Here is a 19,546-nt window from a genome sequence, read left to right on the forward strand (position 1 = left end):
GCCTCAGCGCGTTTTCGACAGGATCGCCAGCGCGGCGGCGTGCACCTCGGCATTGGCCGCCGCGATCACCCGCCCGCCCAGGTGCGCCGGGCCGCCCTGCCAGTCGGTGACAACGCCGCCGGCGGCCTCGATCACCGCCATCGGCCCCTGAATGTCATAGGATTGCAGGCCCGCCTCGACCACCAGGTCGATCTGCCCCGCCGCGACCAGACCGTAGGCATAGCAATCCATGCCGTAGCGCGTCAGCCGCACCTGGCCCGACAGCGCCTCGAAGCCGGCGCGCTCGGCCGGGCTTCCGACCTCGGGAAAGGTGGTGAACAGGATCGCCTCGGACAGCGGCCGGGGCGCGCGCGTGGCAAGCTGCTGCCGGCCCAGCGGCCCGGTCAGCGTGGCCGCGCCGAAGCCGCCGAAAAACCGCTCTCCGATATAGGGCTGGTCGATCACGCCCAGCAACGGCCCGGCATCGTTTCCGACCGCGATCAGCACGCCCCAGGTCGGGGTGCCGGACAGGAACGCGCGGGTGCCGTCGACCGGGTCGAGCACCCAGGTCAGCCCGCTGGTGCCCGGCTCGGCGTCGAATTCCTCGCCGACGATCCCGTCATCGGGCCGCATCCGCGCCAGCACATCGCGCATGGCCTGTTCGGCCTCGCGGTCGGCTGCCGTAACCGGGTCGAAACCGCCCGCCGACTTGTTGTCGGCCAGCAGCCCGTCGGCCCGGAAATGGCGCAAGGTGGCGATGCGGGCGACATCAGCCAGGGCGTTGGCCGTGTCGGCCAGCGCCGCGCGGGTTTTGTCGTCGATCAAGGTCATGGTGTCACCGGGGCAGAACACCCCGGCGGTAGCGGCCGGATGTCAGCGCGTCAAGCGGCGTCCGACAGAACCCGGGCCAGTTCGAACAGGCGCCGACGCTGGTTCTCGGGGATCGCGTAGTAGCTGCGCACCAGTTCCAGCGCTTCCTTGTCGGCCAGGATATCGCCCGGCACGGCCGCGCCGGACGCCTCTTCGGTCGCGCCTTCGATCCCCGCGAAGAAAAAGCTGACCGGCACCGACAGCGCCTCGGAGATGTCCCAGAGCCGCGAGGCGCTGACCCGATTCATCCCGGTTTCGTACTTCTGGATCTGCTGAAACTTGATCCCGACCTTCTCGGCCAGTTGTTGCTGGGTCATGCCCACCATCCAGCGGCGATGGCGAATGCGCTTTCCAACGTGGACATCAACAGGGTGCTTCATACAACTTCTCCTCACCAACCCGGCAATGATCTCAAAGACCACGAGCCGGCCTTCAACCACAACCTGTCTTTTTGGTCAGTTTTCGCGTCATTGGAATGTGTTTGTTTTCAGGTTTTTACGGGGATTACCCCAAATACATGACCAAAAGGTCGGAAAATCCAGACCTCGCCAAAAACGCGCTATGCGTGTTTCGCATTTTTCTTTGCATTTTGCAAATACCCGACGCCGATTCGCCGTGATTCCCGTCATGCGGGTATCCGCAGGGCTCCGCCCACCGCAACGTCGTCGCAACGTCACCGCATTCGGGCCTCGCGCCGGGCGCGCGTGCTGCTAATCTTGCGCCAAAGGAGGACCGGATGAAAGCCTATCGTGTAGAAAGCTACGACCAACCGCCGCGCATCGCCGAGGTCGACACCCCCGCGCCCGGCACGGGCGAGGTTCTGATCGACATCGCCGCCTGCGGCCTGAATTTCGCCGATCTTCTGATGATGAAGGGCCAGTACCAGGAAAAGCCGCCGCTGCCCTTCACGCTGGGGATGGAGGTGGCCGGCACCGTGCGCGCGCTCGGCCCCGAAACCGACGGCCCGGCGCCCGGCACACGGGTGGCGCTGTCGGGCGGGGCTGGCGGGCTGGCCGAGGCCGGCGTCTTCGCCGCCGCGCGCTGCGTGCCGCTGCCCGACGAGATGCCGTTCACCGACGCCGCCGCCTTCCAGGTCGCCTATGGCACCAGCCACGTCGGGCTGGCGCACCGCGCCCGACTGCAGCCGGGCGAGACCCTGCTGGTGCTGGGCGCCGCTGGCGGCGTCGGGCTGACCGCCGTCGAGATCGGCAAGCTGATGGGCGCGACCGTGATCGCCTGCGCGCGGGGGGCCGACAAGCTGGCGGTGTGCAAATCCGCCGGCGCCGATCACCTGATCGACAGCGACACCGACGACATCCGCGCCGCGGTCAAGGCGCTGGGGGGCGCGGACGTGGTCTATGATCCGGTCGGCGGCGATCAGTTCAACGCCGCCCTGCGCGCCGCCAACCCCGAGGCGCGCATTCTCGTGGTCGGCTTTGCCTCGGGCGAGGTGCCGCAGGTGCCCGCCAACATCCTTTTGGTCAAGAACCTCGACGTGATGGGCTATTACTGGGGCGGCTATGCCAGCTTCAGGCCCGGGGTGCTGGCCGACAGCCTGACCACCCTGCTGGGCTGGTATCGCGACGGGCGGATCAAGCCGCATGTCAGCCACATCCTGCCGCTCGAGAGGGCGCATGAGGCCTATGACCTGCTCAGGTCGCGGAAATCGACCGGCAAGGTGGTGGTGACCACCGACGCGGGGGCATAGGCCGCCGACGCTATCGCCGCCCGGCGCCCCGTTTCGGGCCATCGACACGCCGGGCGGCCGCCGAGCGGAAAAACCGGCGCGAATGCTGCGCGGAACATCTTGAAAAGGCCACTGGTCTACCCGATATTCCTCTGGAACCGGCGCCGTGCGGGCGTCGGACAGGGATTGGTATATCTGGAGGCTGAACATGGCTGACTACAACTCGATCCGGGCCGGCGCAGGCACCCGCTCGGCCGAGATCGACCAGGGCCTTCGCGCCCATATGAACAAGGTCTACGGCACGATGTCCGTGGGCCTTCTGCTGACCGCGCTGGTATCCTGGGCCGTCGGCTCGAGCCCGGCGTTGTTGTCGTTCCTCTACAACCTCGAGACCGGCAGCCCGAACATCCTCGGCTGGATCGTGATGTTCCTGCCGCTGATCATGGTGTTCGCCTTCGGTGCGGCCATCAACCGGCTGTCGGCAGCGGGCGCGCAGCTCTATTTCTACATCTATGCCGCCATCATGGGCCTGTCGCTGTCGTGGATCTTCATGGCGTTCACCGGCATCTCGATCGCCCAGACCTTCCTGGTCACCTCGATCTCGTTCGCCGGTCTCAGCCTCTACGGCTACACCACGAAGCGCGACATCTCGGGCTGGGGTGCGTTCCTGATCATGGGCCTGATCGGCCTGATCGTCGCCTCGATCGTGAACATCTTCCTGGGCAGCCCGGCGCTGCACTTCGCGATCTCGGTGATCGGTGTGCTGATCTTCGCGGGTCTCACCGCCTACGACACCCAGCGGCTCAAGAACGAATACATCCAGCACGCCCATGCGATGGACGCGGAATGGCTGGCGAAATCGGCGATCATGGGGGCGCTGCACCTCTATCTCGACTTCATTAACCTGTTCATGTTCCTGCTGCAGTTCATGGGCAACCGCGAATAGGCGCAACGCCAGCGCGAACACGCCAAAGGCCGGTCCCCGTGACCGGCCTTTTCATTGCCGCAAACCATGTCAAGTTTTCAACATTCCGGCGCCGGGTTCCCGCCGTATTCTCCCGCTAACCTGTCTGCGCAATAACGAGAGGTTAGGAAACCCATGCAAAACGTGATCGATTCCCTGATCGCACGACCGGGCATCACGCTCAGCGTCGGCGCGTTCCTGTCGGCGGTCGCGCTGTTCTACCTTGTGATGCAGCGCACCCGCAAACGGCGCCTGGACAAGTCCGACCAGAACGCCTGATCGCCACCCCGCAACGAAAAAGGCCGCGCCCCGAGGGCGCGGCCTTTTTTCTGTCCGAGACGCAAGATTACTTGATCTTGCCTTCCTTGTACTCGACGTGCTTGCGCACGACCGGGTCGTATTTCTTCACGACCATCTTTTCGGTCATGGTGCGCGCATTCTTCTTGGTCACGTAGAAATGCCCGGTGTCCGCGGTCGAGTTCAGGCGGATCTTGATGGTGGTCGGTTTCGCCATGTCGTTCGCTCCTCATCGGGCGGCCTGCGCCCGGTCAAATCCTAGAAGCCCGCCTTTTACCTGCCCGCGCGCCCGAGTCAACCGCATTCGGCGCAGAATCGCGCTATGATGCCCCGGCGGACGAACAGAAAGGACAGCCCATGCAACTCGGCGCATTTTCGGTCAGCCTCGCGGTCAAGGACATAACGGCCTCGCGGGCCTTCTACGAGAAACTCGGTTTCACCGGGGCCGGCGGCGATGCCGCTCAGGGCTGGCTGATCCTGCGGAACGGCACGACCACGATCGGCCTGTTCCAGGGCATGTTCGAGGACAACATCCTGACCTTCAACCCCGGCTGGGACGACGCGGCCAACCCGCTTGCGCAGTTCGAGGACGTGCGCGACATCCAGGCCCATCTGACCAAGGCCGGTGTCGAGGTGATCGAACGCGCCGACCCCGACAGCACCGGCCCCGCCCATATCACCCTGCGCGATCCCGACGGCAACGCCATCCTGATCGACCAGCACGTCTGAGACCGCGACCGCCCGCAGACCCGCCGGGTATCCGGACCGGGATGAAGCGGGAAAGGTAAAGGCGCGCGGATAGCCTGTAAGCCGGATTCTGTCACCCCGGGCATGCCCGGGGCCGATGACCATTCCTCTGGGCGCATGGTTGCCCATACGCTCTAGCTGCCAACCCGGACCTCCGGGCCAAGACGGCCCTGCGGCGAACCGCGCGAGATCCCTATTCGGCATTGCTCCCGGTGGGGCTTGCCGTGCCGGTCCTGTTGCCAGGCCCGCGGTGGGCTCTTACCCCACCGTTTCACCCTGACCTCTGCGTGCCGCGCGAGCGGCGCACGAAGGCGGACTGTTCTCTGTGGCGCTTTCCCTCGGGTTACCCCGGCCGGGCGTTACCCGGCACCGTTGCCTTGTGGAGTCCGGACTTTCCTCGCAGGTGTCGCCACCCACGCGGCCATCCGGCCATCCGCGCCCTGTTGATCTAGGTATCCGCCCCGCCCCGGTCAACGCCAAAGCGCGCGGCAAGGTCGCTGATCGCCGCCATGTCGCCCGGCGCAAGCGGCCCCGTGGCCCCGGGGCGAAAGCGCAGGCGGAAGGCGGTGAGCACCGGCGCCGCACCCGCCTCGACCGGGTAGCCAAAGCGCCCCGCCGCCTCGAGGAACCCGTCCTCGCTGACCGGTGGCGCCCCAGCGTCGCCTTCGGGCCAGACCGACATGCCACGGCGCGACAGCCTTAGCCAGTCGAACCGCGGGCCGGGGTCGGCCTTGCGGGTGGGGGCGAGGTCTGAATGCCCGATCACGCCCTGGGGCGGGATCTGCCAGCGCGCCATGATCCCCGGCAACAACGCCTCGAGCCGGTCGATCTGGGCCGCCGCGAACGGGTGATCGCCGGCACAGTCCAGTTCCACCCCGATCGAGCGGGAGTTGACATCGCCGCTGCCGCCCCAGGCCCCGTGCCCGGCGTGCCAGGCGCGCGCATCCTCGTTGACCAGCGCGTATAGCCGCCCGTCGCGCCCGATCAGGTAATGCGCCGAGACCTCATGTTCCGGCGCGCAAAGCCGCGCCAGCGCAGCCTCGAGGCGCGGCATGCCGGTGAAATGCAGGACGATGAGTTCGGGCCGCAGCCCATTGCGGCGCGGCCCGAAGTTGGGCGACGGATGGGCGATTGCGCCCGGGTGCATCTCAGCTCTCGCCGGGGGTCTCGACCACGTCGTATTCGGTTTCGACCTCGGGCGCGCCGTCACGGGCAACGCGGAACGGGCGCGGGTCCCAGTAGCAGGCAAAGCCGTCGCCGTCCGGGTCGATGCCGAAGCGGTCACGCTCGGGCCCGCCGGCATCGAGGAACGCCTGCTGCGCCGCGTCGTCGCTGACATACTTGGCGCAGTTGCGGGCAAAGCGCGCCTCGCTCGAAAACAGCGACGAGCGGTCATAGAGCGTCTGCCCCGGCGCGTTGTTGGTGGCCAGCGCGAAGGCCACGGTCGACGGCCCCTGCCCGTCCGGGCGCGGCGGCAGGTCGGTCGGCTGGATCACCACGTATTGCGCGCGGTTCTCGGCGATCCGCGCGGCGTCGGATTCGGGAGTTTCGCGCGCCGTCACGGCGGCAAAGCTCTGCTCGTCGGAGATCGCCGCCGGGGTCACCGGCGTGCCTTCGGGCAATGCGGCAACGGGGGCGGCGGCGGGCGTTCCGCCCAGCGCGCGCGTCGTCGCGGCGGCCAGCGCCTCGGGGCTGTCGCCTGCGTCCAGCGGCGCGGTCGCCACAGGCGCCGCGCGCGGCAGGGTTTCCGGCGTCGCGGCCTCGCGGCTGTCGGGTATCTGCGGGCTGCACGATGCCAGAACCAGGATCGAAAGGCCGATGATCGGGTTGCGCATGTCTGAGCTACCTACCCCATGGATGGTTTGATCGCGGCACTTACCACCATTTCGCCGGTTTGGAAACAAACCCGGCGGCGGCCTCGAGCGCATAGGCGGTATTCAGCATATCGGCTTCTTCCCAGGGCCGCCCGATCAGTTGCAGCCCAAGCGGCAGCCCCTTGGCGTCCAGCCCCGCCGGCACCGAGATGCCGGGCAGCCCGGCCAGGTTCACGGTGACGGTGAAGACATCGTTGAGATACATGCGCACCGGGTCGGCCTCGGCCATCTCGCCCAGCCCGAAGGCGGCGGACGGGGTGGCGGGCGTCAGGATCGCATCGACGCCCTGGTCAAACACCTCGTCGAAGTCGCGCTTGATCAGGGCGCGGACCTTGCGCGCGCGGTTGTAATAGGCGTCGTAGAACCCCGCCGACAGCACATAGGTGCCGATCATCACCCGGCGCTGAACCTCGGGGCCGAAGCCCTCGGCGCGGGTCTTTTCATACATCTCGGTGATGCCGTCACCGGCGGCCAGCTTGGCGCGGTGGCCATAGCGCACCCCGTCATAGCGCGCGAGGTTCGAGGACGCCTCGGCAGGCGCGATCACGTAATAGGCGGGCAGCGCGTATTTGGTGTGCGGCAGGCTGATGTCGATGATCCGCGCGCCGGCATCCTCCAGCATCCTGCGGCCCTCGGCCCACAGCGCCTCGATCTCGTCGGGCATCCCGTCCATGCGGTATTCGCGCGGGATGCCGATGACCTTGCCGCGGATGTCGCCGGTCAGCGCCGCCTCGAAATCCGGCACCGGGATGTCGGCAGAGGTCGAATCCTTCGGATCGTGCCCGGCCATCGCCGCCAGCATGATCGCGGCATCGCGCACCGTTTTGGTCATCGGCCCTGCCTGGTCCAGCGACGAGGCAAAGGCGACGATGCCCCAGCGCGAACAGCGCCCATAGGTCGGCTTCATCCCGGTGATGCCGGTGAACGCGGCGGGCTGGCGGATCGAGCCGCCGGTGTCGGTGCCGGTCGCGGCAAGGCACAGGTCGGCGGCCACCGCGCTGGCCGAGCCACCGGACGAGCCGCCCGGCGTCAGGTCACGCTCGTCGATCTTCCACGGGTTCACCACGTCGCCGTAAACGCTGGTCTCGTTGGACGAGCCCATCGCGAACTCGTCCATGTTGAGCTTGCCCAGCATCACCGCACCCGCGTCCAGCAGGTTCTGGCTGACGGTCGATTCGTATTCCGGCTTGAAGCCTTCGAGGATGCGCGATCCGGCCTGGCTGGCCACGCCTTTGGTGCAGAACAGGTCCTTGATGCCCAACGGGATGCCGCACATCGCCGGCGCGTCGCCGGCCTTGAGGCGCGCATCCGCCGCGCGGGCCTGGTCGCGGGCGATCTCGGGCGTGTGGTGGACGAAAGCGTTCAGCTTGCCCGCGCCCTCGATGGCGCCCAGGCAGGCTTCGGTCAGCTCGACCGCCGTGGTCTCGCCCCTGGCCAGCGCGTCGCGCGCCTCGGCGATGGTCAGTTTGTTCAGATCGCCCATCACTCCACCACCTTCGGCACCGCGAAAAAGCCCTCGCGCGCATCCGGGGCGTTCTTCAGAATCTTCTCGGGATAGCCGCCGTCCGTCACCTCGTCGACCCGGCGCTTCAGCCGCATCGGCGTCACCGAGGTCATCGGCTCGACGCCGTCGATATTGACCTCGTTCAACTGCTCAATAAAGCCGAGGATGGTGTTGAACTCACCCGCCAGCGCCGGCAGCCGGTCTTCCTCGACCTTGATGCGGGCCAGATGCGCCACCTTGCGCGCGGTTTCGATGTCGATGGACATGGGGCCTCCGGTTCAGGTTTCCGCCGCATCGTTTAGCCTTGGCCGCGCCCGCCCGCAAGCATGTGGCGCCGGTAGGTCTCGATCAGCCAGCCCAGCAGCAGCCCGTTGAGAATGTGCCAGACGAAATGCGTGCCAGGCGGCCAGACCGCGCAAAGCGGTGCGTCGAGGGTGCGAAAGGTCAGCGACACGATCAGCAACGCGCCCGCCAGCGCCATGTTGCGCGCGGTATCGGGTGCGCGGCGGCGCAGCGCGACGGCGTAGCCCAAGAGCAGCACCGGCACCGGCGCATAGCCCGCCGACGAGCCAAGCCCGGGGATCAGGGCGAAGAGCGGCACCGTGAGCGCGGCGAAGGGGAAGAAGGCAGCCACCGCCAACGCCGCCAAACGGGGCGAGGCCCCGAGGAAATCCCGTGTCGCCGCGAAGATATAGGCGAGGATGAACAGAAGGATCGGCAGCGTGTCCGCCAGCCCGGCCCAGCGGGTGGCGAATGTGTGAAAAAGGAAAGACCCGATGCCGATTGCGGTCAGAATCGCGATCAAAATGTTGGCATAAGGCAAGCGCGCCCCGCGCAACCGCCACGCCATCACTGCCGCCGCGACCAGGAACGCCAGGTTGGTCGCAGCATTCAGCGGCTCGGCCCAAAAGGCGGCATCCAGCCGTTCGCAATAGCCGTCGACAGGTTCCATCCAGTCCATCCGCCCTCCGCATCCCCCGATTCCGCTGGCCCTCACCGGGTCGCATGTTACCCTTGCCCGGACCAGACCCGAAAACGACCCGGAGGACGACATGAAAATCATCTGGCTTGGCCACGCCGGTTTCCGGCTCGAGATCGAGGACGTGGTGATCCTGCTCGACCCGTGGTTCCAGGGCAACCCGATCTTCCCGGCGCATCGCCGCGACGAGGCGATCGAGGGGGCGACGCATCTGCTCATCACCCACGGCCACGGCGACCACACCACCGACGCGCCGCACATCGCGCGCGAACTGGAGATCCCGGTTGCCGGCATCTACGACCTGATGGAGCAGTGGGGCCAGACCGAGGAGATCGAGACCATCGGTTTCAACAAGGGCGGCACCGTTGACCTGGGCAAGGTCCGCGTGACGATGGTGAACGCGGTGCATTCCTCGTCGATCGAGGGCGAGCACGGGCCGGTCTATGCGGGCACCGAATCGGGCTACATGATCGAGGGCGAAGGCCACGTGATCTATGCCACCGGCGACACCGACATCATGGCCGACATGCAGTGGATGGGCGAGTTGCACAAGCCCGACATCGGCCTGATCTGCGCCGGCGGCGTGTTCACCATGGACATGAAGCGGGCCAGTTGGGCGGCGAAGAAATACTTTGATTTCAAGACCGTGATCCCCTGCCACTACCGCACCTTCCCAGCGCTCGAACAATCCGCCGAGGAAATGGTCAAGGCCCTGCCCGGCGTGAAGGTGATCGAGCCGGAGGTGATGGAGGCGATCGAGATCTGAGGGGAAATCCGGTCGAAACCTTGCCCCGGCAACGTGGCGTTAACGCCTTTGTGCGAAAAAGGTCTTGAGGAGGGATTCGGACGCTTCCGCGCCGATGCCGTCATAGACTTCGGGCGCGTGATGGCATTGCGGATGGCTGAACACACGCGCGCCCTGCGCCACCCCGCCGGATTTCGGATCGGCGGCGCCGTAATAAAGCCGCCTGATCCGCGCAAACCCGATGGCCGCGGCGCACATCGGGCAGGGTTCCAGCGTGACGTACAGGTCGTGGCCCGTCAGCCGCTCCGATCCCGTGGCCGCACAGGCGGCGCGGATCGCCAGCAACTCGGCATGCGCCGTGGGATCGTTCTGCTCGCGCGTCCGGTTGCCCGCGCGCGCCACGATCCGCCCGTCGGGGGCCACCAGCACCGCGCCCACCGGCACTTCGCCGCGCGCTGCGGCGGCGCGGGCCTCGTCCAGCGCCGCGTCCATGTATGAGGTAAAGCCGCTCATCCCCCTGTCATGCCCCGCGATTGCACGCTTGCCAAGTGCGGGCACCGGCCCTAGGCAATCGCCATGAGCAACCGCACCCCCTCCGATCCCCCGAAAGGCGAGCGCATCGCCAAGATCCTGTCGCGTGCCGGGGTCGCCTCGCGCCGCGAGGCCGAGCGGATGATCGAGGCCGGGCGCATCGCCGTGAACGGCAAGACCATAGACTCGCCCGCGCTCAACGTGACCGCCAGGGACAAGATCACCGTCGACGGCAAGCCGATGGACGCGCCGGAACCGCCGCGCCTGTGGCTCTATCACAAGCCGGTCGGGCTGGTGACGACCGAGCGCGACGAAAAGGGCCGCGACACGGTGTTCGCCGCCCTGCCCGAGGACATGCCCCGGGTGATGAGCGTCGGGCGCCTCGACATCGCCTCGGAGGGCCTGTTGCTTCTGACCAATGACGGCGAGATCAAGCGGCGGCTGGAGCTGCCCTCGACCGGCTGGGTGCGCAAGTATCGCGTCCGCGTCATGGGCACCCCGAAGGACGAGGATTTCGCGCCGCTGCGCCGTGGCCTGGTGATCGAGGGCGAGAAGTTTCAGCCGATGGCGGTGTCGCTCGACCGCCAGCAGGGCGCGAACGCCTGGTTGACCGTGGGCATCCGCGAGGGCCGCAACCGCGAGGTGCGCCGCGCGATGGAGGCGGTCGGGCTGGCGGTGAACCGGCTGATCCGGGTCAGCTATGGCCCGTTCCAGCTGGGCGACCTCAAGCCCGGCGCGGTCGAGGAGGTGCGCCCGCGCGTGATGCGCGACCAACTGGGGCTTGAGGCGCCCGCAACCGCCGCCGGCGGCAAGGCCGCGCGCAAACCGGGCGCCAGGTCCGGCCCGAAACCTGGCCCCAAGCCCGGCCCGAAACCCGGCAAGCCCCGGCCAAGGCAGCGTTGATCGCCGCGATTGTTCTGGCAAGCCCGCGCCATCGCCCCTATATCTAACACAACTCGTTTTTCCCGCTCCCGGGGGGTATGGTGTCCGATACTGGCTTGCAGAAACTCGCGTTTTTTCTGCTCATGGCGTTGATCCTTTACGTGTCCATCACCGGGGGCGCGTGATGGCCCAGCGATTTGGTGGGAAATTCAGCCCCGAGGACCGGCCCGCCGGTTCCGAAGCCGACGCCCCGGTGCAGCGCAGCCCGTTCGAGGGTCAGGTGCGCACCAAGGCGGGCGGGCGGGTCAATTTCCTGTTTCTCGCGCCCCTGCCCCTTGCCGTATCCGCCTTTTTCCTCGATCCCGCCGGGCTGGCCATGCGGCTGGTGGCCTTCGGGCTGCTGATCCTCGCCGCCTGGCTGACGCGCGAGGGGATCATCGCGCAGGAGGCCTATGAGGCGCGCAAGATCGCCCGCCGCCCGGCGATGCCGCGCAAGATCGTGGCCTCGATCACCACCGGCGCCGGGCTGGCACTGGCCGGTTTTGCCGGCGGCAGCGTGGTGAACGCGGCGATTTTCGGCGTGCTGGGGGCGGTACTGCACAGCTTTGCCTTCGGTCTCGACCCCCTGAAGAACAAGGGGATGGAGGGCATAGACGAGTTTCAGACCGACCGCGTGGCCCGCGCCGTGGGCGAGGCCGAGAAGCTGCTGGCCGCGATGAAGGATGCCATCCTGCGCGCCCGCGACCGCGAGCTTGAACGGCGCGTCGACAGCTTCCAGGCCACCGCCCGGGCGATGTTTCGCACCATCGAGGACGACCCGCGCGACCTGACCGCGGCGCGCAAGTATCTCAGCGTCTATTTGATGGGCGCGCGGGACGCGACGATCAAGTTCGCCGACATCTACGCCCGCGACCGCAACGCCCAGGCCCGCCGCGACTACATCGCGCTGCTCGACGATCTCGAGGCGAATTTCACCGCCCGCACCCAGAAACTGCTTACCGATGACCGCAGCGACCTCACCGTCGAGATCGAGGTTCTGCGTGAACGACTGGCCCGCGAAGGCGTGGTCACGCCCCGGAATTGAAGGAGAGGAATTGATGTCCGAAGACATTCGCAAACAGGCCGCCGCCACCCTGAAAGAGGTGGAAGAGGTGACCGCCGTGCTGCTGCCGGAACCTTCGACCGCGCTGGTGCCGCTCGAGGACGCGGACAAGCCGACCTCGGCGGAAATCCGCAAGCGGATGGACGAGATCGACATCGCCAACACCCAGTCGATCATCGAGTTCGGATCGGCCGCGCAGGCGGAATTGCAGGTCATCAGCCAGGAGATGCTGCAAGGCGTGCGCAACAAGGATGTCGGCCCGGCGGGCGACAGCCTGCGCTCGATCGTCACCACGATCCGCGGCTTCTCGGTCAGCGAGCTCGACATGCGGCGGCAACGCAGCTTCTGGGAAAAACTCATGGGCCGCGCCGCGCCCGCCGCCAAGTTCATGGCGCGCTACGAAGAGGTGCAGGGCCAGATCGACAACGTCACCGACAACCTGCTCAAGCACGAGCACGCGCTGCTCAAGGACATCAAGTCGCTCGACCTGCTCTATGAAAAGACGCTCGCGTTCTACGACGAGCTTGCGCTCTACATCGCCGCCGGCGAGGCCAAGCTGAAGGAACTCGACGACACCACCATCCCGGCCAAGGAAAAAGAGGTCGAGGCCGCGTCCGAGGATGACGGCGTGATCAAGGCGCAGGAATTGCGCGACCTGCGCGCCGCGCGCGACGACCTGGAGCGCCGGGTGCATGACCTCAAGCTCACCCGTCAGGTGACGATGCAGTCGCTGCCCTCGATCCGGCTGGTGCAGGAAAACGACAAGAGCCTGGTCACCAAGATCAACTCGACGCTGGTCAACACCGTGCCGCTGTGGGAAACCCAACTGGCGCAGTCGGTGACCATCCAGCGTTCGGCCGAGGCCGCGGCGGCGGTGAAAGAGGCCAGCGACCTGACCAACGAATTGCTGACCGCCAACGCCGCCAACCTTCGCGAGGCCAACAAGGTGGTGCGCCAGGAGATGGAGCGTGGCGTGTTCGACATCGAGGCGATCAAGGCCGCCAATGCCGACCTGATCGCCACCATCGAGGAAAGCCTGCAGATCGCCGACGAGGGCAAGGCCCGGCGCGCTGCCGCCGAACAGGAGCTTGAGAAGATGGAGAGCGAGTTGAAGACGGCGCTGAGTTCGGCCAAGGCGCGTGGCGGCAAGACCGGCCACGGCATCGGCGAAGCGGTAAGCGGGTAGGCCCGGATGCGCAACCGGCGGACAGGACTGGCGGCAATGCTGGCGGGGGCGACCCTGCTGGCGGGCTGTGCGCTCGACCCGTCGGGCGCACCCGAAACGTCGCCCGCCGCCCCGGCTCGGCCCGACGCCTCGCTGATCTCGGTGCCCGTCACCGGGGCCAGCGCGGAACTCGCGGACTACTACGCCCGGGTGCAGAACGGGCTGCTGGCGCAGGGTCTTCTGCGCACCGATGGCGGCGGCCCGGACGCGCCGTTCGGCCAGCGCGAATTGGTTCGCAACTTCCTGAAAATCGCCTTCTACGAGGAATATGTCGATGCCGGCGGGCGCCTGGTGGCGCGCGAAAAGGCCAGCCGGATGCACCGCTGGTCCAAGCCGGTGACGATCTCGATCGAATTCGGCGCCTCGGTCGACCATGCCAAGCGCACCCGCGACCGCAACGAGTTCGTCGGCTTCATCCGCAGGCTGGCCCGGGTCACCGGCCACCCGATCCGCGAGACCGAGCCGGAGCGCGCCGACTTTCGCGTCTTCATCGTCAGCGAGGACGAGCGCCGCGCGCTTGGCCCGACGCTGCGCCAGATCATGCCCAACGTCTCGCGCACCGCGGTCAATACCGTGGTGAACTTGCCGCGCTCGACCTACTGCCTGGCCTTCGCCACCGACCCCGAGCAGGACGGCAGCTACGACCAGGCCATCGCGGTGATCCGCGCCGAACACCCGGACCTCTTGCGTGCCTCGTGCATCCACGAGGAAATCGCGCAGGGCCTCGGCCTGTCCAACGACTACGCGCTTGCGCGCCCCTCGATCTTCAACGACGACGAGGAGTTCGGCCTGCTCACCACCCATGACGAGCTTTTGCTCAAGATGCTCTACGACGACCGCCTGCGCCCCGGCATGTCCGAGGCCGAGGCCCGCCCGATCGTGGAGCGCATCGCCGCCGAGTTGATGGGCGGCAACGTATAGGAGACCTGAATGGGCATTTTCGACTTTCTCACCGGCGAATTCATCGACGTCATCCACTGGACCGACGACACCCGCGACACGATGGTCTGGCGGTTCGAGCGTGAGGGCCACGAGATCAAGTATGGCGCCAAGCTGACGGTGCGCGAGGGCCAGTCGGCGGTGTTCGTGCACGAGGGGCAGTTGGCGGACGTGTTCTCGCCCGGGCTCTACATGCTCGAAACCAACAACATGCCGATCCTCACCACGCTGCAGCACTGGGATCACGGCTTCAAGAGCCCGTTCAAGTCGGAAATCTATTTCGTCAACACCACCCGCTTCAACGACCTGAAATGGGGCACGAAAAATCCGATCATGTGCCGCGACCCCGAGTTCGGGCCGGTGCGCATCCGCGCCTTCGGCACCTATTCGGTGCGCGTGACCGATCCGGGCAGGTTCCTGCTGGAAATCGTCGGCACCGACGGCGAATTCACCATGGACGAGATCAGCTTCCAGATCCGCAACATCATCGTGCAGGCGTTTTCGCGCATCGTCGCAGGCTCCGGCATCCCGGTGCTCGACATGGCCGCCAACACCGACGAGCTGGGCAAGCTGGTGGCGGGCGAGATCACCAAGGTGGTGGCCGATTACGGCCTCGAGATCCCCGAGTTCTACATCGAGAACATCTCGCTTCCGCCCGCCGTCGAGGCGGCTATGGACAAGCGCACCTCGATGGGGATCGTCGGCAACCTCGACAGCTACATGAAATTCAGCGCCGCCGAAGCCCTGGGCGCGGAAAACAGCGCCATGGCCGCGTCGATGGGCGCGGGCATGGGCGCGGGGATCGGCATGGGCATGGCGCAGGCCGGCCCCTGGGGCGCCGCCCCCGCCGCCGCCGCACCTGCTGCCGCGCACCCCGCGCCGCCGCCCCCGCCGCCGGTCGAGAAGGTCTGGCACATCGCCGAGAACGGCGCGACCAAGGGGCCGTTTTCCCGCGCCACGATGGGGCAGAAGGCGGGCGCCGGCGAACTCAAGCGCGAAACCCTGGTCTGGACCGCCGGTCAGGACGGCTGGAAACCGGCCGAGGACGTGGCCGAACTGGCCCAGCTTTTCACCGTCCTGCCGCCGCCCCCGCCGCCTGCGGGGTAAGGCCGGGATGCCCGAGGTGATCCGCGCCGCCGACTGCGGCAACTCGCCCAAGAACCAGCGCGCCGAAGAGATCGCGCTGGCGCTTTATGGCGTGGGCGCCCTGCCCGAAGACCAGATCGCGCAAGACGCGGTCTGGGATCGGGCGGCAGGTGCGGTGTCGGGGCGCAGGGCGATCCTTGGAGCCATCGACCCCGACGGCATCGCGCGCGTCGCCATCGACCAGGTGGTGACCCACGGCAAGGCCGGCTCGGTCTCGGGCCGGATCACGCGGGGGGCCGACACGCGGCTCTTCTGTCACGTCATCCGCTTCACCTCGGCCAGCGCCCGCCAGATCGCCCAGCTTGTCAGTTTCGAACATCCCGGAGGCCGGTGACATGGACGACGAAAACCCCCTCGACGTGGTGAAACCCGAGGAAGAACACCGCTTTCCCTGCGATCAATGCGGCGCCGACATGCGCTTTGACGCGGCCGCGGGCCAGTTGACTTGCGACCATTGCGGCAACACCCGCCCGATCGAGGGCCACGGCGGCACCGTGACCGCCATCCAGGAGCTTGATTTCCGCGCCGCGCTCGACGCCAAGCTGCCCGAGGCCGAGATCGAGGAAACCCGGGTTCTGTCCTGCCCCAACTGCGGCGCGCAGGTCGAGTTCGACGCCAACACCCACGCCGCCGAATGTCCGTTCTGCGCCACCCCCGTGGTCACCGACACCGGCACCCACCGGCACATCAAGCCCCGCGGCCTGCTGCCCTTCGCGCTTCAGGAACGCGAGGCGCGTGCCGCCATGACCGACTGGCTGGGGCGGCTGTGGTTCGCGCCAAACGGGCTCAAGGAATACGCCCGCAAGGGCCGCAAGATGCAGGGCATCTACGTGCCGTTCTGGACCTTCGACGCCGACACCAAGTCGAGCTATCGCGGCGAACGCGGCACGGTCTACTATGTCACCAAGACGGTGATGCGCGACGGCAAACAGGTGCAGGTGCAGGAACAGCGCATCCGCTGGTCGCCCCGATCCGGCCGGGTGGCGCGATTCTTCGACGATGTGCTGGTGCTGGCGTCGAAATCGCTGCCCAAGCGCTTCACCGACGGGTTGCAGCCCTGGGATCTGGCCGCGCTGGAGCCGTATCGCCCGGAATACCTCGCCGGCTACCGCGCCGAGGGCTACACGGTCGAACTGCCCGAGGGCTACGACCAGGCGCGCCTCTACATGGACCAGATCATCCTGCGCGACGTGAAATTCGACATCGGCGGCGACCGTCAGCGCGTGCACAGCGTCGACACCACGATTTCCGACGTGACTTTCAAGCACATCCTCTTGCCGGTCTGGCTGGCCGCCTACAAGTATCGCGGCAAGACCTACCGTTTCGTGGTCAACGGGCGGTCGGGCAAGGTGCAGGGCGAACGCCCGTGGTCGGGCTGGAAGATCGCCTTCGCGGTGATCGCCGGGCTGATCGTCGCCGGTATTGTCGGCTATTTCATCGCGCAGAACCAGTGAGATGGGCGACTACGACACGCTTTCCGCCCTCCTCGCCGCGCGCCACTCCTGCCGCGCCTTTCGCCCCGACCCGGTGGACCGCGCCGACATCGAGCGCATCCTGACCGCCGCCCAGCGCGTGCCGACCTGGTGCAATTCGCAGCCCTGGCAGGTTGTTGTGACCTCGGGCGAGGAAACCTACCGCCTGCGCGCGGCCCTGACCGCCGAGGCGGCACGCGCGCCGCAAAACCCCGACCTGCCCTTCCCGACCGCCTACACCGGCGCGCGGCAAGAGCGACGGCGCACCTGCGGCTGGCAACTTTATGCCGCGGTCGGGGTTGCCAGGGGCGACCGCGCCGCCTCGGCCCGCCAGATGATGCAGAACTTCGCCTTCTTCGGCGCGCCGCACGTGGCGCTGATCACTTCGGCGACAGAGCTTGGTGGCTACGGCGCGCTCGATTGCGGCGGCTTCATCACCGGCTTCACCCTCGCCGCGCAGGCACTTGGCATCGCCACCATCGCCCAGGCCGCGCCGGCGGGCTTCTCGCCCTTCCTGCACGACTGGTTCGACCTCGGGCCAGAGCGCATGGTGCTGGCGGTCGTGTCCTTCGGCCATGCCGACCCCGACCACCCGGCCAACAGCTTTCGCACCAGTCGCGCGCCGCTTGACGAATGGGTCACCTGGCGCGGCTGAGGCATGAAAAAGGGGCGGTCGCCCGCCCCCTTCTCTCGCGTCCCGAGGTGCACCTCCCGGTCAGCTTTTCTTGATCTTGATGGTCTTGGCCTCGGCCGATTTCGGTGCGGATTTCGGCACCGTCACGGTCAGAACCCCATCCTTCAGCCCGGCCTCGATCTTGGATGCATCCGCATCCGGCGGCAGCCGGAACGAGCGGCTGAACGACCCGAACTGGCGCTCCGAGAAATACCAAGTCTCGCCCTTCTCCTCGCGCTCGCTTTTCTTCTCGCCGCGGACCTGCACGACACCGTCGTTCACGGTCAGGTCGATGTCCTTTTCCTCCACGCCCGGCAATTCCAGCGTGATGGTATAGACATCCTCGGCCAGCTTGGCATCGGATGCGGGCGACAGGAATTCTGCCAGCCGCGTTCCGAAGGTCTTGAAGGGATCATAGAGCGACGGCCACAGGCCGGATTGCGATTTTTCAACCATGATAGCCTCCTTTCCTATGCTGCATATCTGGGGTCGGGTTTTCGTGTTGTGAAGAGCCTGCGAAACCTTGCCGCAGCCGTGGACGAAGGCCGCGCGCCGGGCTATGTCTGGGCGCTGACATCACAAGGAGCGCCCGATGATCCTCTGCGCAGGCGAAGCCCTGATCGACATGCTGCCGCGCGAAACCCGCGACGGCGAAGCCGCCTTCGCCCCCTATCCCGGCGGCGCGGTCTTCAACACGGCGGTGGCGCTGGGGCGGCTGGGGGCCGACACCGGGTTCTTCTCGGGCATCTCGACCGACCTGTTCGGCCAGCGCCTGGCCGATGCGCTCACCGCCGCGAAGGTCGACGCCAGCTTTGCCCGGCACGGTCCAAGGCCCACCACGCTCGCTTTCGTCACCCTCGAGGGCGGCCATGCCCAATACGCCTTTTATGACGAGAACACCGCCGGGCGTATGCTGACCCCGGGCGACCTGCCCGAGGTGCCCGAGGCAGTCGATGCGCTGTTTTTCGGCGGCATTTCCCTCGCCGTCGACCCCTGCGGCGGTGCCTACAGCGCCCTGATGCTGCGCGAGGCGCCGCGCCGCGTCACCATGATCGACCCCAACGTGCGCCCCGGCTTCATCGCCGAGCCGGACGCCTACCGCGCCCGCATCGACGCGCTTCTGGCGGTGGCCGATATCGTCAAGGTCTCCGACGAAGACCTCGCCTGGCTCGGCCATGATGTCGAGGCGCTCCTGTCGATGGGCGCCCGCCTCGTCTGCCTCACCCGGGGGGCGCATGGCGTGCAGGCGTTCTGGCCCGGCGGCGAGGTTTTCGTGCCCGCGAAACCGGCCGAGGTGGTCGACACGGTCGGCGCCGGCGACACTTTCAACGCGGGGCTTCTGGCCGGGCTGGACCGCGCCGGGCTGCTCGACAAACAGGCGCTTGCCAACCTCACCGAAGAGGGCATCGTCCCCGCGCTCGAGCTTGGCACCGCCGCCGCCGCCATCACCGTCAGCCGCGCCGGCGCCAACCCGCCTTGGGAGCATGAGCTGTGAGGGCGCTGGTCCAGCGCGTCTCCGAGGCCCGCGTGGTCGTCGACGGCGAGACCACCGGCGAAATCGGCCCCGGCCTGATGATCCTGGTCTGCGCCATGGACGGCGACACCGAGGCCCAGGCCGACGCCCTCGCCGCCAAGATCGCCAAGCTGCGCATCTTCAAGGACGATGCGGGCAAGATGAACCGGTCGCTGCTCGACACCGGGGGCGCGGCGCTGGTGGTCAGCCAGTTCACCCTGGCCGCCGACACCTCGCGCGGCAACCGCCCCGGCTTTTCCACCGCCGCGGCGCCGGACACCGGCGAACGCCTCTATGAATATTTCACCGCCCAACTCGCCGCCCAGGGCATCGAGACCGCCCAGGGCCGCTTCGGCGCCGACATGAAGGTCAGCCTGACAAACGACGGCCCGGTCACGATCTGGCTCGAAACCTGAA

General features: G+C 67.3%; 25 protein-coding genes and 1 other RNA gene. 15 read left to right on the plus strand and 11 right to left on the minus strand.

All coding sequences use genetic code 11. The features are described from left to right. Window positions 1–3: 3 nt before the first annotated feature. Both FVF75_RS02805 and FVF75_RS02810 read right to left on the minus strand, forming a co-directional pair. Entirely contained in the window at window positions 4–810 is an 807-nt protein-coding gene (locus tag FVF75_RS02805) for an inositol monophosphatase family protein (protein WP_148376219.1), read from the minus strand. 50 nt (window positions 811–860) lie between these two features. Beyond that, window positions 861–1,229: a helix-turn-helix domain-containing protein gene (locus FVF75_RS02810; protein WP_148376220.1), complete on the minus strand. Its 369-nt coding sequence runs from the start codon at window positions 1,227–1,229 to the stop codon at window positions 861–863. A 356-nt stretch (window positions 1,230–1,585) separates the two neighbouring features. Here FVF75_RS02810 and FVF75_RS02815 point away from each other — a divergent pair, with 356 nt between their 5' ends. The 3 genes from FVF75_RS02815 to FVF75_RS17475 all read left to right on the plus strand — a co-directional run bounded on the left by FVF75_RS02815 (window position 1,586) and on the right by FVF75_RS17475 (window position 3,779). Continuing rightward, a complete protein-coding gene (locus FVF75_RS02815) occupies window positions 1,586–2,557 on the plus strand; it encodes an NADPH:quinone oxidoreductase family protein (RefSeq protein WP_148376221.1) in 972 nt (323 codons plus the stop codon). Between the two features lie 187 nt (window positions 2,558–2,744). After that, window positions 2,745–3,482 (plus strand): Bax inhibitor-1/YccA family protein, encoded by a 738-nt coding sequence (locus FVF75_RS02820; RefSeq protein ID WP_148376222.1) that lies wholly within the window; start codon window positions 2,745–2,747, stop codon window positions 3,480–3,482. A 153-nt stretch (window positions 3,483–3,635) separates the two neighbouring features. Next, window positions 3,636–3,779: a hypothetical protein gene (locus FVF75_RS17475; RefSeq protein WP_166126269.1), complete on the plus strand. Its 144-nt coding sequence runs from the start codon at window positions 3,636–3,638 to the stop codon at window positions 3,777–3,779. A gap of 67 nt (window positions 3,780–3,846) precedes the next feature. On the opposite strand, the gene rpmG is transcribed toward FVF75_RS17475, so the two are convergent. After that, window positions 3,847–4,014 (minus strand): 50S ribosomal protein L33, encoded by a 168-nt coding sequence (gene rpmG / locus FVF75_RS02825; RefSeq protein ID WP_008034579.1) that lies wholly within the window; start codon window positions 4,012–4,014, stop codon window positions 3,847–3,849. 140 nt (window positions 4,015–4,154) lie between these two features. On the opposite strand from rpmG, the gene FVF75_RS02830 reads away from it, so the two are divergent. Further along, the gene (locus FVF75_RS02830) at window positions 4,155–4,526 is read left to right on the plus strand and encodes a VOC family protein (protein ID WP_148376223.1); all 372 of its coding nucleotides are present in this window, start codon (window positions 4,155–4,157) and stop codon (window positions 4,524–4,526) included. Window positions 4,527–4,587: 61 nt separating this feature from the next. Here the strand turns inward: FVF75_RS02830 and rnpB are convergent. From rnpB to FVF75_RS02860, 6 genes are all read right to left on the minus strand, one after another. After that, window positions 4,588–4,981: RNase P RNA component class A (gene rnpB / locus FVF75_RS02835), an RNA gene on the minus strand. An 11-nt stretch (window positions 4,982–4,992) separates the two neighbouring features. Further along, window positions 4,993–5,691, minus strand: coding sequence for an N-acetylmuramoyl-L-alanine amidase (locus FVF75_RS02840; protein WP_246137976.1), 699 nt, complete (start codon window positions 5,689–5,691; stop codon window positions 4,993–4,995). A 1-nt stretch (window position 5,692) separates the two neighbouring features. Next, on the minus strand, window positions 5,693–6,379 hold the full coding sequence (locus tag FVF75_RS17695; RefSeq protein ID WP_246137977.1) for a hypothetical protein: 687 nt from the start codon (window positions 6,377–6,379) through the stop codon (window positions 5,693–5,695). A gap of 40 nt (window positions 6,380–6,419) precedes the next feature. Further along, window positions 6,420–7,901: an Asp-tRNA(Asn)/Glu-tRNA(Gln) amidotransferase subunit GatA gene (gatA, locus tag FVF75_RS02850; RefSeq protein WP_148376225.1), complete on the minus strand. Its 1,482-nt coding sequence runs from the start codon at window positions 7,899–7,901 to the stop codon at window positions 6,420–6,422. Next, the gene (gene gatC / locus FVF75_RS02855; protein ID WP_148376226.1) at window positions 7,901–8,188 is read right to left on the minus strand and encodes an Asp-tRNA(Asn)/Glu-tRNA(Gln) amidotransferase subunit GatC; all 288 of its coding nucleotides are present in this window, start codon (window positions 8,186–8,188) and stop codon (window positions 7,901–7,903) included. Before gatC ends, gatA begins: the two co-directional genes overlap by 1 nt. A 32-nt stretch (window positions 8,189–8,220) precedes the next feature. Then, the gene (locus tag FVF75_RS02860; protein WP_148376227.1) at window positions 8,221–8,883 is read right to left on the minus strand and encodes a ceramidase domain-containing protein; all 663 of its coding nucleotides are present in this window, start codon (window positions 8,881–8,883) and stop codon (window positions 8,221–8,223) included. A gap of 91 nt (window positions 8,884–8,974) precedes the next feature. Here FVF75_RS02860 and FVF75_RS02865 point away from each other — a divergent pair, with 91 nt between their 5' ends. Next, on the plus strand, window positions 8,975–9,667 hold the full coding sequence (locus FVF75_RS02865; RefSeq protein ID WP_148376228.1) for a metal-dependent hydrolase: 693 nt from the start codon (window positions 8,975–8,977) through the stop codon (window positions 9,665–9,667). Window positions 9,668–9,706: 39 nt separating this feature from the next. Here FVF75_RS02865 and FVF75_RS02870 read toward each other — a convergent pair whose 3' ends face one another. Continuing rightward, complete coding sequence (locus tag FVF75_RS02870; protein WP_148376229.1) at window positions 9,707–10,159, minus strand: nucleoside deaminase; 453 nt, start codon at window positions 10,157–10,159, stop codon at window positions 9,707–9,709. Between the two features lie 63 nt (window positions 10,160–10,222). Between FVF75_RS02870 and FVF75_RS02875 the strand changes: the two genes are divergently transcribed. From FVF75_RS02875 to FVF75_RS02910, 8 genes are all read left to right on the plus strand, one after another. Next, a complete protein-coding gene (locus tag FVF75_RS02875; protein WP_148376230.1) occupies window positions 10,223–11,080 on the plus strand; it encodes a pseudouridine synthase in 858 nt (285 codons plus the stop codon). A 163-nt stretch (window positions 11,081–11,243) separates the two neighbouring features. Continuing rightward, window positions 11,244–12,143, plus strand: a complete 900-nt coding sequence (locus tag FVF75_RS02880; RefSeq protein WP_148376231.1) for a 5-bromo-4-chloroindolyl phosphate hydrolysis family protein — start codon at window positions 11,244–11,246, stop codon at window positions 12,141–12,143. 13 nt (window positions 12,144–12,156) lie between these two features. Continuing rightward, entirely contained in the window at window positions 12,157–13,347 is a 1,191-nt protein-coding gene (locus tag FVF75_RS02885) for a toxic anion resistance protein (RefSeq protein ID WP_148376232.1), read from the plus strand. A gap of 6 nt (window positions 13,348–13,353) precedes the next feature. Continuing rightward, the gene (locus FVF75_RS02890) at window positions 13,354–14,307 is read left to right on the plus strand and encodes a DUF2927 domain-containing protein (RefSeq protein WP_148376233.1); all 954 of its coding nucleotides are present in this window, start codon (window positions 13,354–13,356) and stop codon (window positions 14,305–14,307) included. Window positions 14,308–14,316: 9 nt separating this feature from the next. Then, complete coding sequence (locus FVF75_RS02895) at window positions 14,317–15,432, plus strand: SPFH domain-containing protein (RefSeq protein WP_148376234.1); 1,116 nt, start codon at window positions 14,317–14,319, stop codon at window positions 15,430–15,432. 7 nt (window positions 15,433–15,439) lie between these two features. Further along, a complete protein-coding gene (locus FVF75_RS02900) occupies window positions 15,440–15,805 on the plus strand; it encodes a hypothetical protein (RefSeq protein WP_148376235.1) in 366 nt (121 codons plus the stop codon). Between the two features lies 1 nt (window position 15,806). After that, complete coding sequence (locus FVF75_RS02905; RefSeq protein ID WP_148376236.1) at window positions 15,807–16,925, plus strand: TFIIB-type zinc finger domain-containing protein; 1,119 nt, start codon at window positions 15,807–15,809, stop codon at window positions 16,923–16,925. A 1-nt stretch (window position 16,926) separates the two neighbouring features. Further along, the gene (locus tag FVF75_RS02910; protein ID WP_148376237.1) at window positions 16,927–17,598 is read left to right on the plus strand and encodes a nitroreductase; all 672 of its coding nucleotides are present in this window, start codon (window positions 16,927–16,929) and stop codon (window positions 17,596–17,598) included. A 60-nt stretch (window positions 17,599–17,658) separates the two neighbouring features. Here the strand turns inward: FVF75_RS02910 and FVF75_RS02915 are convergent, their stop codons facing one another. Further along, on the minus strand, window positions 17,659–18,072 hold the full coding sequence (locus tag FVF75_RS02915; RefSeq protein WP_148376238.1) for an Hsp20/alpha crystallin family protein: 414 nt from the start codon (window positions 18,070–18,072) through the stop codon (window positions 17,659–17,661). Window positions 18,073–18,208: 136 nt separating this feature from the next. On the opposite strand from FVF75_RS02915, the gene FVF75_RS02920 reads away from it, so the two are divergent. Beyond that, window positions 18,209–19,111: a carbohydrate kinase family protein gene (locus FVF75_RS02920; protein WP_148376239.1), complete on the plus strand. Its 903-nt coding sequence runs from the start codon at window positions 18,209–18,211 to the stop codon at window positions 19,109–19,111. After that, window positions 19,108–19,545 (plus strand): D-aminoacyl-tRNA deacylase, encoded by a 438-nt coding sequence (gene dtd, locus FVF75_RS02925; RefSeq protein ID WP_148376240.1) that lies wholly within the window; start codon window positions 19,108–19,110, stop codon window positions 19,543–19,545. Before FVF75_RS02920 ends, dtd begins: the two co-directional genes overlap by 4 nt. The last annotated feature ends 1 nt before the right edge of the window (window position 19,546 follow it).

The sequence above is a fragment of the Maritimibacter fusiformis genome, assembly GCF_008086115.1.
GTDB lineage: Bacteria > Pseudomonadota > Alphaproteobacteria > Rhodobacterales > Rhodobacteraceae > Muriiphilus > Muriiphilus fusiformis.